Here is a 13957-nt window from a genome sequence, read left to right as displayed (position 1 = left end):
ATCAAAAAAGAGCAGCCTTAGACTGCTCCTGACCCGCATCTTATTTTAGAAAGGTACCATTCATATATTCCTTATAAGCGGTCCGTATTTCTTCTTCCGTATTCATGACAAACGGTCCACGGGCCACAACCTGTTCTTTGACCGGCTCACCTGCATATAGCAGAAAACGCATTGGCTCTTCGGCTTTAACGGCTATTTCGCTTTCACCGTTCCCGCCATCCCCCAATTCAAGGACCTGGCCATTGGCCCCATGAACTTCATTTTCTCCAAAAACACCGCTGCCCTCTATAATATAAATAAAGCCTTTGTAGCTGCCAGGCAGTTCCTGTGAAGCTGCAGCGCCTTTTTCCATCCTTACTTCAACCATTGTGACAGGCACATGATTTAAGGTTGGTGATACAACTCCTCTAGAGGAACCGGAGAAGACTTTAAAAACTGCACCCTCTTCCTCCCGGACAGGTACTTCACTGCCTTTAAGGTTTTGGTATCTTGGTGCTGTCATTTTCTTTTCCCGTGGAAGATTGATCCACAGCTGCAGCGAATGGGCAGTAATTCCTTCAGATGGCACTTCATTATGAACGACACCACTCCCTGCTGTCATCCATTGAATATCACCAGGACCTAACACACCGCCCTCACCGGAATGGCTGTCATAGTGCTCAATGGCCCCTTCAATGACATAAGTTACCGTCTCAATCCCGCGATGGGGATGAACGTCAAACGCTCCCTTTTGAAACTTATCTTCCATCATCAGCAGAAAGGGGTCATACTTTTCCCAATTTCCCGGTTCTATTACAGGACCTGCTGCATGAATAGGGCTATGTTTCTGTAATTTTACTTTCCTGATTGAGGCAATCTCCCGCTTTGTTATTTTTTCATTCTGCATCCGCCATTTCTCCCCTTTATATGTAAAGGGAGCAATTGAAAACAATTGCTCCAACTATATTATTGATTTCCCTTTTTAATCCACTCAGCAACAGTGACAGTCCTTTTTGCCTGATACTTAACAGCTTCTTTTACATCCTCAATCATTTTTCCATCCTGATCAACCGTTACGCTTGTTCCATATGGATTGCCGCCTGCTCCGAAAAGAACCGGATCGGTGTAACCTGGAGCAGCTACAATCGCTCCCCAATGATACATCGTGGTGTAAAGAGAAAGAATCGTTGCTTCCTGCCCGCCATGTGGATTTTGGGCTGATGTCATCGCACTGACTGCTTTATTCGCAAGCTTTCCTTTTGCCCAAAGACCGCCAGTTGTATCAAGGAACTGCTTCATTTGCGAAGGCATATTGCCGAAACGTGTAGGCACACTGAATATGATGGCATCTGCCCATTCAAGATCATCCGCCTTAATTTCAGGCACATCCTTTGTAGCCTCGACAGTTGCTTTCCATGCCGGATTGCCTTCAATAGCAGATTGCGGCGCCAGTTCCGGAACCTTAAAAACTTTAACTTCCGCACCAGCTTCTTTGCCGCCTTCCTCCGCCCATTTAGACAATTGGTAGTTTGTTCCGCCCATGCTGTAAAAAACAACGGCTAATTTTACATTTTCCATATTAATCGTCTCCTTTTTAGGTGAATTTCCAAATAACCTTGATAGGATACCCATGATAGCACTCCCTATTCTTTCATTCTCTTCCCTTATAATTCATTAGATTAACTTTTTTATATTTGTTTATACCAGCGGGCTGCAGCCTGAACTTCACCCATGGTTAATTGATGGCCAAAACTTTCCCAGTGAAGCTCGACTTTCGCTCCTGCACTTTCCAATAAAGACTGTAAATCAGTGGATTCTTCTGCAGGACAAATCGGATCATTGGTTCCGGCCGCGATAAATACTGATGTTTCGCTGAGATCGGGCAATTCAGCACCACGCCTTGGAACCATTGGGTGATGCAGAATCGCTGCTTTTAAGGCGTTTTCATGATGAAATAATAAGCTTCCTGCAATATTAGCTCCATTTGAATAGCCGATTGCCACAATGTTGTCTCGTTCAAAACCGTATTTCTGTGCGGCTTCATCTAAAAAGCCGTTTAATTCTTCTGTGCGAAAAAGCAGATCTTCTTCATCAAAGATACCTTCTGCCAGCCTGCGGAAAAATCTTGGCATCCCATTCTCCATCACATTACCGCGTACACTTAGGACAGAAGCCTCCGGATCAATATGACCTGCAAGCGGAAGCAGGTCAGTTTCTGTACCTCCCGTTCCGTGAAGCAGCAATAATACAGGCTTGGAAGGATCTTTTCCTTTTTGAAAAATATGTTTCATCGTATCTTCCTCTCTTTGTTTTATCGCAGTCTAACGGGCAGTAAGACCCCCACTTCAAGACTCAGAGGAATCAAAGGAGGATATGGGGGTCAAACTGCCCGTAAAGGCCCGATTGGTTCAACTAACAATCAGTGGGGGATAAGGAAAACCCCCACTGATTGAAGTTTCAGTTTATTCCAGTTCCCTGACTTCAATAGGGATTAATTTTCGCTCGATGCGATCTCTCATATTCTCATATTGTTCAGGAAGCATCAGCTTCTCCCCCATTTCACCGGGTGATTCGTCATGTGCAAATCCTGGCGGGTCAGTTGCAATTTCAAAAAGAATTTCCCCGTGCTCCCGAAAATAAATGGCATTAAAATAATTCCGGTCCCTGACTGGTGTTACCCCATAGCCATTTGACCTCACATATTCCCGCCACTCCAATTGATCCTGATCATCTTCAGCCCGCCAGGCGATATGATGGACAGTGCCGACACCCATCCGGCCTCGCTTGCCGGAAGTCTTTTTCATGTCTATGACATTGCCGATTGGGGCTGAGGATTGGAACCGGATTATTTCTCCTTCTTCCCCAATGCGTTCAAGACCCATAACACTTTCAAGCAGATGTGCTGTCTGTTCCGGCTGGGATGAATAAAGTGTCGCCCCTGCAAAGCCCTTTACTGCAACATCAGGAGTAATTCCTCCAAATGTCCAAATATTCGTCTCTCCCTCATCTCTTTCCACCATTTCCAATACGAGACCGTGAGGATCCTGAAATCTTATTGATTCTTCACTAAATCTTCTTTCCATTGTGTAAGAAATTTTAAATTTCTTAAATCTGTCTTTCCAGAATTCAAGAGCACCACTGGGAATTGCATAGGAGGTGACGCCGACCTGGCCATCCCCAATCTCTCCCTGGAAGGCATTTGCCCATGGGAAAAATGTAATGATTGTCCCCGGCTTCCCTTCATTATTGCCAAAATACAGGTGGTAAGTGCCGGGATCATCAAAATTCACAGTCTGCTTGACCATCCTCAATCCTAAAACACCTGCATAAAAATCGATATTCTCCTGAGGGTGGCCGACGATCGCACTGATATGATGAATTCCACTTGTGGCTTTGTTCACTATTCACACCTCTTTCTCATTAATGTAACCAAAATTCAATCTATGAAACTCATTTTAAATCAAATATTTTCACTTCAAGATAAAATTTCTTTCTCAATCAGAAAAACAACTGAATGCCTCGAATTAATTTATCTCGAATTCAAGATAATTATAAAATATACTCACGCTGCTGTCAATCTTTCGGATTGAAGCAGAAACTGGAATATTTTGATTGAGCATATTGACATCACCTAAAACATAAAGGTATATATTAATTATAATATTAGAATTTTCAGACGAATATTTGGAGGTAAGGAAATGTACAATACATACTGCCGAATGTACCAGAAAACCTTCAAGCTGGTATCGCCTCTTTTACCCTGGCGGGAACCGGAACTTTTAGAAGGCGCTAATAGCCTGGACAAACTTCCCGATATTATTAAGAAAACAGGCATAAGCAGAATTTTGATTGTAACGGACAGCGGCATCACTTCTCTTGGGCTGATGGATGGTTTGCTATTAAATTTACAGAAATGGAATATTGAATTTTATATTTATGATAAAACGGTTCCAAATCCGACAATTACTAATATTGAAGAAGCACTTGAAGAATACATGAAGAATAATTGCCAGGGTATTCTTGCCTTTGGCGGGGGTTCACCGATGGATTGTGCTAAAGGCGTTGGTGCAAGAGTTGTGAGGCCTGAGAAAAGCATCCCGCAAATGAAAGGCCAATTTAAAGTCAGAAAAAAGCTACCTCCCCTTTTTGCAGTCCCGACTACAGCAGGTACAGGAAGTGAGGCCACTGTTGCAGCGGTCATTACCGATAGCCGTTCACATGAGAAATACGCCATTATTGACCTTTGTCTAATTCCGCATTATGCAGTTTTAGATCCCTTGATTACTATAAAATTGCCTCCTCATATAACAGCTGCAACTGGTATGGATGCACTAACCCATGCCATCGAAGCCTACATTGGGAGAAGCAGTACTGCAGAGACGAGAAAGTTGAGCATAGATGCAGTCCGGCTGATTTATGATAATCTTTACGAAACATATCAGAATGGCGAAAATCTGGAGGCAAGAGCCTGTATGCAAAAAGCTGCTTATCTGGCAGGACTGGCTTTTACCAGGTCCTATGTAGGCAATGTTCATGCTATCGCCCATACGCTGGGAGGATTTTACTCTGTTCCTCATGGTTTGGCTAATGCTATCATTCTTCCATATGTACTGGAGCATTACGGCGAGGCAGTCTGGGAACCCCTAGATGAACTCGCAATGGCGGCGGGGATAGGTGATCCGGGAGCTTCAGCTGAAGAAAATTCAAAGAGCTTTATAAGCAGCATAAAATCCCTCAACCATAAAATGGGGATCCCCCAAAAGGTGAGTGGAATAATAGACAGTGACATTCCCGTAATGGCTGAACGTGCCTTAAAGGAAGCCAATCCCTTGTATCCTGTGCCGAAAATCTTCGGCAGAAATGATATGTTAAAACTGTATCAGATTATAAAGGAATAATATTCTGGCACACCTTTCGAACTCATGGCTTTCCGCTAAAAATTTCAGTGCCTCACACCAATGAAAGGCAGATGCACATTAAATGCATTCTGCCTTTAACGCTTTATCTGAACCAGCCCTTCTTCTTAAACCACCAAAACATGCCTAAGGCAATAATAAACATTAATAACAGTGTTTCAAAATATCCATATTTCCACGATAATTCCGGCATGTTTTCAAAATTCATCCCATATATGCCTGCTATAAAAGTTAAGGGCATGAAAATGGTTGTTATCACGGTAAGGACTCTCATTACCCGATTTGTCTGATGGGAGTTGATCGATAAGTAACTGTCACGGATATCGTTTGTCAATTCTCTGTTTCCATCAATCATTTCAGTCAATTTCAATAAGTGGTCATGAATATCAGCAAAGTATTCGTATCTTTCCTTTACACCTTTAAGCCTATGGGAATTAATGACACGGTATATTAAATCCCGCATCGGAATCACAGTATATCTTATCTGCAATAAATGATGGCGGATATCAAATAACTTCTCCAATAATTCTTCCATCGTTTCATCATTTGGGTTATCTTCAATGAGACTCAAACGATCTTCCAGCTGATAAACGATGGGAAAGTAATTATCCACTATTTTATCAATGATATGGTACATGACCAGGTAAGGGTCCCATTTACTAATCTTCTTACTTAAGCTAAGCCTTTCCCAAACATCATTCATTTCCCTGGAGAGTTCATGATGGTAGGATACTATGTAATTTGAGCCAATAAAAAAGTTAATTTCCTGTTTATCTTCGTTAATATGATTTAGGCTATGGGTGACAAAAAAGCTATAGTCTTCATAATAGTCCATTTTGGGGCGCTGGAGTTTGACAACACAATCCTCTATTGCCAGGGGGTGAAAGTGAAAAGTCTTGTCGAGTTCAGCAGTTTCCTCCTCGGTTGGCTGATCAAAGTCAACCCAAAACCACTTATAGCTTTCCCACTCAGCTTTCAGCCTTTCTAGAGTAATATCCTGTTTCAGTTCATTTTTCTTATTAACAGCTTGTATTCTTATCATGAATGTCTCCTAGTCTTTCCAATCTTAAAACATATTTTTTCCATTTTTAATAATGATATCCTAACTCTCCATTGGTGTATTTATTATCTACCTCTTTTTCTTGCTCTGTTAAACAAGAATTTACTTTTCTCGGTAAATATAGAAAATATACACTCAGTAACCGGCTGCTTTAACGCTTTTACCGCGAAAAGTAATTTTAATTAACAAAAAATATTGACTAATCTAAACTTATCTGATAAATTATTTTCAAATAATAAATCGCTGAAGAGAAGAGTAAGACAGGAATGCTGTTCCTAAGAGAGCCGGCATATGGTGAAATCCGGTGTACAGTACCTGATCCGAAGATCATCTCTGAGATGCAAAGCTGAAATACAGTAAGCTTTGACGGGTTTTCCGCCGTTACAATGGAACGCGTATGATTGTACGCAGCTGAGTGCTGCAGTTTTTTGAACTGCGGAATTAGGGTGGTATCGCGAGTATAGACTCGTCCCTTTCTGGGGACGGGTCTTTTTATTTTTTAAAAAAGGAGTTTGAGCATCTTATGAAGAAATTTGACAGCTTTTTTATCGGTCTCATGTTATTCTCAATGTTTTTTGGAGCAGGTAATTTAATATTCCCTCCCTACCTCGGTGCCTTATCAGGTACCTCCTTCTGGCTTGCGATTGCAGGTTTTATTCTGACTGCTGTAGGCTTGCCATTTATTGTACTGCTTGCCATCTCCATGGCAAAGGGTGGAATTGAAGCGATTGCCAGCCGGGTTCATCCTCTTTTTGGCACTTTATTTATGGTTATCATCTACCTGTCCATTGGTCCTTTCCTGGCTATTCCCAGAAATGCAGGTGTTGCTTTCGAGATGGGGGTCATGCCATTTATTAATGATTCATGGAACCTATCACTAGTTTTGTTTATGTATTCTGCGGTCTTTTTCTTGTTTGTATATGTCGTCAGTTTAAATCCGGCCAAAATGGAAAGATTTATGGGCCGCTGGATTACTCCAGTTCTGCTGCTGTCGGTTGTTATCCTTTGTACAGCTGCAATCATGAATTTCGGCACAAAGCAGCTGGCTCCATCTGGCGGTTATGACAGCGGCGCATTCTTTAAGGGTTTCCTTGAAGGCTATAACACAATGGATGCCCTTGCCGCCCTTGCCTTTGGAATTGTCATTCTTACTGCCATCCAGAAAAAAGGTGTACATGACGAAAAGCAATTATCCCTTTATACACTAAGAGCTGCAGTAATAGCTGGCGTGCTGCTGGCAGCCGTTTATATTTCCCTTGGTTTATTAGGAGCTAAAATAGCTGCGAACGGCACTTTTGAAAACGGGACAGCCATTTTATCATCTGCCGCTACCCTGTTATTCGGAAGAGCTGGAACGGCATTCATAGGTGCAATTTTCACTCTTGCCTGTTTTACGACTGTAGTAGGCTTAACATCAGCCTGCGGACAATATTTCTCAAAGCTGCTGCCAAAGGTAAGCTATAAATTAGTCATCAGTGCCGTAACCTTGATTGGTTTTACCTTATCAAATCTTGGGTTAAATCAAATTCTCAAAGTATCTGTTCCTTTCCTGGTAACAGCTTATCCTTTGACCATTGTGCTGATTACGCTGAGCTTCTTTAATGGCTTTTTCCGAAATCCGCGAAAAGTTTACGGGAGTGCGCTATTATTCACTGGAGTATTTGCAGCGCTGGGAGGTTTAAGCACCTTTGGCTTTGATCTCGGAGCCCTTCAATCCCTTAGGGAAGTATTGCCTTTCGCATCGGTTGGAATGGAATGGGTTGTACCAGCTGCAGCAGGTACTGCACTGGGCATCCTTCTAAGCAAAACTGACAGGCAACAGCCGGATTCGGCAAAACAGATGGATGTAAAAGCTTCTTTATAAAAAGCCAGGCTGCTTAAACAGCCTGGTTTTCCTATTCCTTCACTTCATTATAAGACGGCTCCAATAAATACTTAATATGGATTCCGCTTTCTAATGGAGGGTTTTCACAAACCCGGTACTCTTTGCCTGATAGCCTAAACTAATATAAAATTGATGAGCGTCTTCGCGTTCAGTCCTGTTTCCGCTATTTAATACAATTCCGGCAGCCCCCAATTGTTCTGCAAAATTTTCAACAGCCTGCATCAGCTTCTTACCTGCACCCATCCCTCTGTAATTTTTATCAGTAACTAAAGCAATAACTCGGATATGAATGCCGTCAGTATTATATAAAAGACCTGTATGGAATCCAGCCATTCCAATTACTTTATCTTCTAGACAAGCCACTAATGTATAGTAATCAGGATGTGCACCGATGTTATTAAGCCTCTTTTCCATCAGCTCTTTCGACACCGGATAGCCCAGATCCCCCATTAAGCTTGCAAGCTGGGGAATATCCCCGATAGCTGATTTCCTGGTATGTATTTTAAGCTCCATTTGGCACCATCCTGCCTTTATGCATAGTATTATTCCCTTACCCAGATTGCTTTTGTATATCCAATTTTCAAACCTGCTTTTTCCATATTATTCTGGCTTGCCGAACCAAACCTTGCCTGACCTGTCACAAGCTCTGAATTTTGTGTAATCGCCTGATAGATTCGGGCTTGAATAAGCGCGCTGTGGACCCCTCTGTTTCTGAAGGCAGGCAAAACAGCCGCAGCCGCAAGATTCGCTGCCTTTTCTATGATATAAATAACACCTATTCCAGCTGGTTCATTGTTTACAAAGGCAAGATAAAAGGACCAGTTTCTATTGTCATAAAGAACCTCATTATTTTCAGCTATTCCTTGGCTAAGGAATCCAGGCATTCCAAACCCCATTGTATATAGCTCACCGAAAAGATCAAAGTCGCTTCTTTGCATCCTGCGTATATCAATATTGGCATTAATGGGAATGTCCACAAGATCTGAAGGTTCCGCAAACAAAGTGGTATGGAAATCACATTGATAGAACCCTTTTTGATGAAGGATCCTCAGTAAATCTGATGATCCGTTTGAAGGTGTAATCTCCAATCGTATGGGAATTCTTTTTCCCTGATAGAAATCAATAATTTGATCCAGAGCTTCGGCATCTGCTGCGTTAAATCCTTTTACAAGATTGAAGGATGGACCCGGAATATTCCTGGCAGCGAAAGCGGTTGTCCCGCCAATCCTTTTAATTTCCACGCCCATTGGGTTTCCATCCCGATTTTTAATTGCCGTCAATCTGGAGAGCAGCACACTTGTCTCTGCCTTGTCCAATCTCTCAGCTAAGTCACTTTTCATCACTAGATTCATAATTTTTCACCTCATTTAAGCAAGCCTTCCAAAAGAATCCAATATTTTGTACCGCTTAACAGCAAGTATTCCTTTCCAATGATTGCTTGCAACCTGGAATTCATTTTCATATTGTCCCCAGCTCCAGGGAATGTCCCAAGTTCCTTCATTTGAGAGCTGCTCAATATAGAAATCAAGATTATCATCTATTGACGTTCCAAATCTCATAGATAGAGAATCTTCTGGCTGCTCAGCGAAATCCAAGGGAGTGGCTACATAGCCTTCTGCCCATTCTGATTTATTCTTCCCGGCAGCTTTGTAAGCAAGAGCATTCACTTTTTCAGCCGTCTCCTTGAGCGGGTAATTAAGTCTTGAATCAAATTCAGATTCCTGCTTGGACATTAGCTTTACCAACTGCTGAAAATTGTTTATTTCATGTCTATCCATTTCATCAACTTCCATTAAATATGCAATTGCATTCTTTACGGTTTTCCATCCTATTTCAGCAGCACTGCTTCCAGATGGCGACCAATGCAATAAGAACCCTGCAAGCTCTGCACTTGGATTATAAGCCCAATTATCCTGGATATTCTCTGTCCAATGCCACCAAGGAGCATGTGGGTACTCATTGTTTGAAGTCATCACAGATGGCCACATTTTATTCTCATGGATATAGCTGTGTTCTAGATAATTTACTAGTTTTTGTACAACTTTCAACTCGGGTTTTGCTTCAATTTCCATTAAGATTTGACCGGCAGCCCAGGAAGCCATCGGTGACGAGTAAGGTGACCAGAAATCAGGTTCAATGCCATGGCCAAATCCCCCGTCTTCATTCTGAAACGCTTCTATACATTTTATTACCCCTTCATCATTACGATCCTCAAAATGGTACGACCATAAAGCAGATTCAAGCGGTCTTGCATTTCTTTTTATCCATCTGCTTGTGTTCTGAAATTTTTCTTTCGTTATCTTCATATATAAAATCCTTTCTTAATTAGGAGCTTTGATTTCTTATTAGTTTTTCTAGCTATAATACCAATTTCCTTTTTTAAACAATAAAAAAAGGAAAAGAGCCAATGCTCTTTTCCTAATCAATCCACTTTACAATATCATCGAATGGTCTGCGCGCTTTTGGTCTTGGGTCTTTCACTCTGTATCCAAAGGCACACATTACCGACAGTCCGAAGCTTCCTTCTTCAAGCAAGCCTTCCTCATTCAGGAGCTTATTCATTTTTTCAATGTCAAACCCCTCAATGGGACAGGAATCTATACCAATTTGTGCAGCGGCGGTCATCATATTCCCAAGTGCAATGTAGCTTTGCTTGCAGGCCCAATCAAAGAGTGGGCGATCTCCTTCCAGCAGATCAAAATCGGACTTCTGGAATTCCTCAATCCGCTGCAGATATTTGTCCATCATTTCTTCCGGCATGCCCAGGGTATTTCTAAAATGATCCTGCAGATAGCAGGAATCATATTTTGTATCTTTTTTCGTTCTTGCCAGGATTAAAACAAAGTGGCTAGCTTCAGGCAGTTTCCCGTATGCGCCCCAGGAGGCATTCTTAATTTTCTCACGGAGCTCCTGGTTCTGAACAACCACAAAACGCCATGGTTCAAAACCAAATGAACTTGGTGACAGACGGCCTGTCTCCAATATAAACCGGAAATCTTCCTCGGGGATTTCTTTATTTGGATCAAATTCCTTTGTCGCATGCCTGAATTGATAGGCATTCAGGATTTCTTCCTTTAAAACTTCCTTTTCACGCAAAACCAAACACTCCTTTTCTGACTGTTCTAACTTTAACGTAACATATTACAGCATAACATTCATGAAATCAGCTTTTAGTCTGCCTTTTTCACTGCTGTTCCTAATCATTTGGGGCAATTTCATTGCAAATCCAAAGACAGCCTGATCATATCCCGGCAATGGATTCCATTTTCAATGATATCTTCTTTATAATGCCTCACAAAAAAATCTCTATCGACCCCTGTGATTCTAAAACCGCATTTTTGGTAAAAAGCCAGCTGGCCAATACTTGAATTCCCCGTTCCAATTTCAAGGGTCTTATATTCACCTTGAAACGCAAGCTCTATTGCATGCTCAAGAAGTTTTCTGCCGATGCCCTCACCCTGGTATTTTTCACTAACGGCAATATTTATAATCTCACAAGTTCCTGGTCTTGTGGCTAGAAGGATATAAACGCCGACTACTTCTCCGTTTATTTCAGCAAAATATGTTTCCCCTCGATTTACATAATCTTTAATAAATTCAATTGAAGGATCTGCCAATAATAGCAGATTCATTGGAGGGGGCTCTGAATGGTCCATTTTTCGTATCTTCATTATGTCCTCCTTTTTATGTCAAGCTTCCAAAACAACCTTCTCTTTCTGTATAACGATGATCCATAGCAGTCATTTCCCCCAGTCTTCTTTGTTTACCTTTTTTATTTGGATTTCTTTCTCATGCTTATCGATATATTCAAAATATCCAATTCTATTTCCCCATGGATCAGCAAATGTAGCCCACTTAACAGGGACTTCTTTTCTCGTATGGATTTCAAATGGTGTTATTTTTAATTCTGTGATTAGTCTTTCACGTTCCTGCTCAAGATCAGGCACCCCAAGCCTAATTGGACCGCTTCCTATACTGGGTGAACCCTCAGCTATCTGAAGCCAGCACCCTGTGATGAGTTCCCATTCTGCAAATCCTTCATGCGGAATGAGATCAGGTTTTTTATTAAGCAATGTTTCATACCACAACAGTCCCTCTTTCATATCCAGCACCCGGAATTGAACCGTCATTTCATAGATCATTTCAGTCCCTCCAATCTCGCACAAAATTATGTAATTCGTTGAATTTATCACATTTCCTTCATTTAGATTGTTTTTGCTCCTGAGCACAGGGAATTAAGAGTAGTGAATAATAGAAAGGGAGTTGTATGAAACATGTCAATTAAGGCTTTAGTTTTAAACTGTACACTAAAAAAAAGCAGTGAACCTTCCAATACCGGTGCTCTTATAGATGAGGTTGTTAAATTTTTTGAAAAAACGGAAGTGAAAACAGAGGTTGTTACAGCTGCAGACTTTAAAATTGGTTCCGGTATTACTTCTGAAGCTGTAGATCAGGAGGATGAATGGCCGGATATTTTTAAGAAGGTTGAAGAGGCAGATATCCTTATCGTTGGTTCTCCCATTTGGCTTGGCGAGCAGAGCAGCATCACCACAAAAGTAATCGAAAGATTATATGGAGGAAGCAGTCTGACAAATGAAAAAGGACAGTATATTTTTTACAACAAGGTTGGCGGTGTTGTGGTGACCGGCAATGAAGATGGAGCCAAACAAGTTTCCCGCTCCGTGCTATATTCACTTTCCCATATGGGATTCACCATTCCTCCAAACGTTGACACCTATTGGGTTGGTGAGGCTGGCCCCGGACCATCCTTTATTGAAGCAAAGGGCTATGACAATGACTTCACAAGAGAGCATGCCAAAATAATGGCCTATAATTTACTCCATTTTGCTAGAATGTTAAAAGCTCATCCGATACCAGCCGAAGGTAATGTTGTCAAAGGCTAGTTACATTAATATGCAGTAAAAAACCAGCATAAGCCCTAAATGCTGGTTTTTACTCATTATTTTTTTGGAGAAATTTGTAATCCTACCTGATCTAACGCGTGGGTGATTCCCTGCTGCAGAACTGAAAAACATGGAATTTGTGTTTCCTTGTTTCCGCTCTCGATGATTTGCAGGCTAAGTTCGGGTGAAATCCCGACAAATATGCAGTTTGTGCCCAATAGGGAAGCTGCTTTTACGAATTTCTGCAGAAAATCTAAAGTATATTGATCAACACCCTTTAAAGCAGTTAAGTCCAATATTAAATACTCTGCTTTATACCGGGGAAGATTCAGTAAGGTTCTGTTCAGCAGTTCCTCCGCCCTCAGCTCTTCATATCTTCCCACTAAAGGAATGACCAGAATGGAATCGATCACTGGAATTATAGGAGAAGATATCTCTTTAATTATTTCAGACATTACTTTGGTCTGCTCAGCAATTTCCTTTTCCAGCTTTTTCTGGGCGCTTTGATTCTGCTTTTTAATCAAGGCACTGATATTCTGGGAGGGCGTAATGTCGGACTCAAAAAATTCGTATTCGGAATAATGATCCCCCTTAACCTGGCTTTGTTTCACTTTATACCATATATTTGTTTCAAACAGGCCGCTGAGCACCCCTGCCCAATGTCCAGGCAAAAAAGTGCCTTCTGCTTCTTTTTTTTGTTCCACATTAATCTTATACTCCCACCCATTTTTAACACGAATGATCGCCTTCTTTTCTTCGAGGCTAAAGGATGCAATATCTGTTTTTCCCCATCCGGCAGTTAAATACATATTGGGTAAATGAATAATAATGTCTTCTTTTTCTTTATTCGATTCCAAATAAAATTTGCTGACAATTTTTCCTGTCCTATAGCCAGCGGTTTCAAGAACAAGCTCGGCTGACTTTTCACCAGAGATTTCCTCAATGGAGTCCAGGAGAGTCTTAAAAGCTGTGTTTACCCAAAACACTACCACTTCGTCATTTTCGAATTTAAACGTTGCATTATCCAGATCCCAATCAAACAGAGATCCATTCACATTTATTTCATACTTAGAAGAATTAGTCTCCATAAATGTCCTCCTTATCAAATAAATCATTGCTGTCTAGTCATCTATTTAAAGAACAATAATATTCTAACCTCGAGGTTAGTTCGGAGTCAAAAATGTATGTGCTGGTGGGATAACCTTATCGAAGA

At 41.3% G+C, this 13957-nt stretch carries 15 protein-coding genes and 1 other annotated feature; of the genes, 3 read left to right on the top strand and 12 right to left on the bottom strand.

The window, feature by feature from the left end; genetic code table 11:
- Positions 1–40: 40 nt before the first annotated feature.
- From AC3WTL_RS01180 to AC3WTL_RS01165, 4 genes are all read right to left on the bottom strand, one after another.
- Positions 41–886, bottom strand: a complete 846-nt coding sequence (locus tag AC3WTL_RS01180) for a pirin family protein (RefSeq protein WP_492368801.1) — start codon at positions 884–886, stop codon at positions 41–43.
- Positions 887–945: 59 nt separating this feature from the next.
- A complete protein-coding gene (gene wrbA / locus AC3WTL_RS01175; RefSeq protein WP_163144334.1) occupies positions 946–1557 on the bottom strand; it encodes an NAD(P)H:quinone oxidoreductase in 612 nt (203 codons plus the stop codon).
- A gap of 110 nt (positions 1558–1667) precedes the next feature.
- Positions 1668–2270, bottom strand: a complete 603-nt coding sequence (locus tag AC3WTL_RS01170) for an alpha/beta hydrolase (RefSeq protein WP_248348050.1) — start codon at positions 2268–2270, stop codon at positions 1668–1670.
- 171 nt (positions 2271–2441) lie between these two features.
- Complete coding sequence (locus AC3WTL_RS01165; protein WP_248348052.1) at positions 2442–3380, bottom strand: ring-cleaving dioxygenase; 939 nt, start codon at positions 3378–3380, stop codon at positions 2442–2444.
- A 297-nt stretch (positions 3381–3677) separates the two neighbouring features.
- Here AC3WTL_RS01165 and AC3WTL_RS01160 point away from each other — a divergent pair, with 297 nt between their 5' ends.
- Positions 3678–4877 carry an iron-containing alcohol dehydrogenase gene (locus tag AC3WTL_RS01160; RefSeq protein WP_492368800.1) on the top strand — a complete coding sequence of 400 codons (1200 nt, stop codon included), beginning with the start codon at positions 3678–3680 and terminating at the stop codon, positions 4875–4877.
- 103 nt (positions 4878–4980) lie between these two features.
- Here AC3WTL_RS01160 and corA read toward each other — a convergent pair whose 3' ends face one another.
- Entirely contained in the window at positions 4981–5937 is a 957-nt protein-coding gene (corA, locus tag AC3WTL_RS01155; protein ID WP_048009937.1) for a magnesium/cobalt transporter CorA, read from the bottom strand.
- 252 nt (positions 5938–6189) lie between these two features.
- Positions 6190–6432: a binding site (T-box leader), on the top strand.
- 46 nt (positions 6433–6478) lie between these two features.
- On the opposite strand from corA, the gene brnQ reads away from it, so the two are divergent.
- Positions 6479–7819, top strand: a complete 1341-nt coding sequence (gene brnQ, locus AC3WTL_RS01150) for a branched-chain amino acid transport system II carrier protein (RefSeq protein WP_492368799.1) — start codon at positions 6479–6481, stop codon at positions 7817–7819.
- Between the two features lie 90 nt (positions 7820–7909).
- On the opposite strand, the gene AC3WTL_RS01145 is transcribed toward brnQ, so the two are convergent.
- The 6 genes from AC3WTL_RS01145 to AC3WTL_RS01120 all read right to left on the bottom strand — a co-directional run bounded on the left by AC3WTL_RS01145 (position 7910) and on the right by AC3WTL_RS01120 (position 11982).
- The gene (locus AC3WTL_RS01145) at positions 7910–8353 is read right to left on the bottom strand and encodes a GNAT family N-acetyltransferase (protein ID WP_248348058.1); all 444 of its coding nucleotides are present in this window, start codon (positions 8351–8353) and stop codon (positions 7910–7912) included.
- Between the two features lie 29 nt (positions 8354–8382).
- On the bottom strand, positions 8383–9192 hold the full coding sequence (locus tag AC3WTL_RS01140) for a GNAT family N-acetyltransferase (protein WP_248348060.1): 810 nt from the start codon (positions 9190–9192) through the stop codon (positions 8383–8385).
- A 15-nt stretch (positions 9193–9207) separates the two neighbouring features.
- The gene (locus tag AC3WTL_RS01135; RefSeq protein ID WP_248348062.1) at positions 9208–10146 is read right to left on the bottom strand and encodes a hypothetical protein; all 939 of its coding nucleotides are present in this window, start codon (positions 10144–10146) and stop codon (positions 9208–9210) included.
- A gap of 112 nt (positions 10147–10258) precedes the next feature.
- Positions 10259–10936: an NAD(P)H-dependent oxidoreductase gene (locus AC3WTL_RS01130; protein ID WP_248348064.1), complete on the bottom strand. Its 678-nt coding sequence runs from the start codon at positions 10934–10936 to the stop codon at positions 10259–10261.
- 119 nt (positions 10937–11055) lie between these two features.
- Positions 11056–11511 carry a GNAT family N-acetyltransferase gene (locus AC3WTL_RS01125; RefSeq protein WP_248348066.1) on the bottom strand — a complete coding sequence of 152 codons (456 nt, stop codon included), beginning with the start codon at positions 11509–11511 and terminating at the stop codon, positions 11056–11058.
- 69 nt (positions 11512–11580) lie between these two features.
- Positions 11581–11982: a VOC family protein gene (locus AC3WTL_RS01120; protein WP_248348067.1), complete on the bottom strand. Its 402-nt coding sequence runs from the start codon at positions 11980–11982 to the stop codon at positions 11581–11583.
- A gap of 132 nt (positions 11983–12114) precedes the next feature.
- Between AC3WTL_RS01120 and AC3WTL_RS01115 the strand changes: the two genes are divergently transcribed.
- Complete coding sequence (locus AC3WTL_RS01115) at positions 12115–12744, top strand: flavodoxin family protein (protein ID WP_286675790.1); 630 nt, start codon at positions 12115–12117, stop codon at positions 12742–12744.
- Positions 12745–12800: 56 nt separating this feature from the next.
- Here AC3WTL_RS01115 and AC3WTL_RS01110 read toward each other — a convergent pair whose 3' ends face one another.
- Positions 12801–13832 (bottom strand): STAS domain-containing protein, encoded by a 1032-nt coding sequence (locus tag AC3WTL_RS01110; protein WP_252219025.1) that lies wholly within the window; start codon positions 13830–13832, stop codon positions 12801–12803.
- Positions 13833–13957 lie beyond the last annotated feature (125 nt).

The organism is Cytobacillus sp. EB106-05-05-XG126 (assembly GCF_058791715.1).
Note: the sequence above shows the minus strand (reverse complement) of the source record. Positions and strands in the feature narration are given on the sequence as shown.

Coding starts and splice junctions, on each gene's coding strand:
- AC3WTL_RS01115 (WP_286675790.1), top strand. CDS start 12,115: ATGTCAATTAAGGCTTTAGTTTTAAACTGTACACTAAAAAAAAGCAGT.
- AC3WTL_RS01145 (WP_248348058.1), bottom strand. CDS start 8,353: ATGGAGCTTAAAATACATACCAGGAAATCAGCTATCGGGGATATTCCC.
- AC3WTL_RS01125 (WP_248348066.1), bottom strand. CDS start 11,511: ATGAAGATACGAAAAATGGACCATTCAGAGCCCCCTCCAATGAATCTG.
- AC3WTL_RS01135 (WP_248348062.1), bottom strand. CDS start 10,146: ATGAAGATAACGAAAGAAAAATTTCAGAACACAAGCAGATGGATAAAA.
- AC3WTL_RS01140 (WP_248348060.1), bottom strand. CDS start 9,192: ATGAATCTAGTGATGAAAAGTGACTTAGCTGAGAGATTGGACAAGGCA.
- AC3WTL_RS01120 (WP_248348067.1), bottom strand. CDS start 11,982: ATGATCTATGAAATGACGGTTCAATTCCGGGTGCTGGATATGAAAGAG.
- brnQ (WP_492368799.1), top strand. CDS start 6,479: ATGAAGAAATTTGACAGCTTTTTTATCGGTCTCATGTTATTCTCAATG.
- wrbA (WP_163144334.1), bottom strand. CDS start 1,557: ATGGAAAATGTAAAATTAGCCGTTGTTTTTTACAGCATGGGCGGAACA.
- AC3WTL_RS01170 (WP_248348050.1), bottom strand. CDS start 2,270: ATGAAACATATTTTTCAAAAAGGAAAAGATCCTTCCAAGCCTGTATTA.
- AC3WTL_RS01160 (WP_492368800.1), top strand. CDS start 3,678: ATGTACAATACATACTGCCGAATGTACCAGAAAACCTTCAAGCTGGTA.
- AC3WTL_RS01180 (WP_492368801.1), bottom strand. CDS start 886: ATGCAGAATGAAAAAATAACAAAGCGGGAGATTGCCTCAATCAGGAAA.
- AC3WTL_RS01110 (WP_252219025.1), bottom strand. CDS start 13,832: ATGGAGACTAATTCTTCTAAGTATGAAATAAATGTGAATGGATCTCTG.
- corA (WP_048009937.1), bottom strand. CDS start 5,937: ATGATAAGAATACAAGCTGTTAATAAGAAAAATGAACTGAAACAGGAT.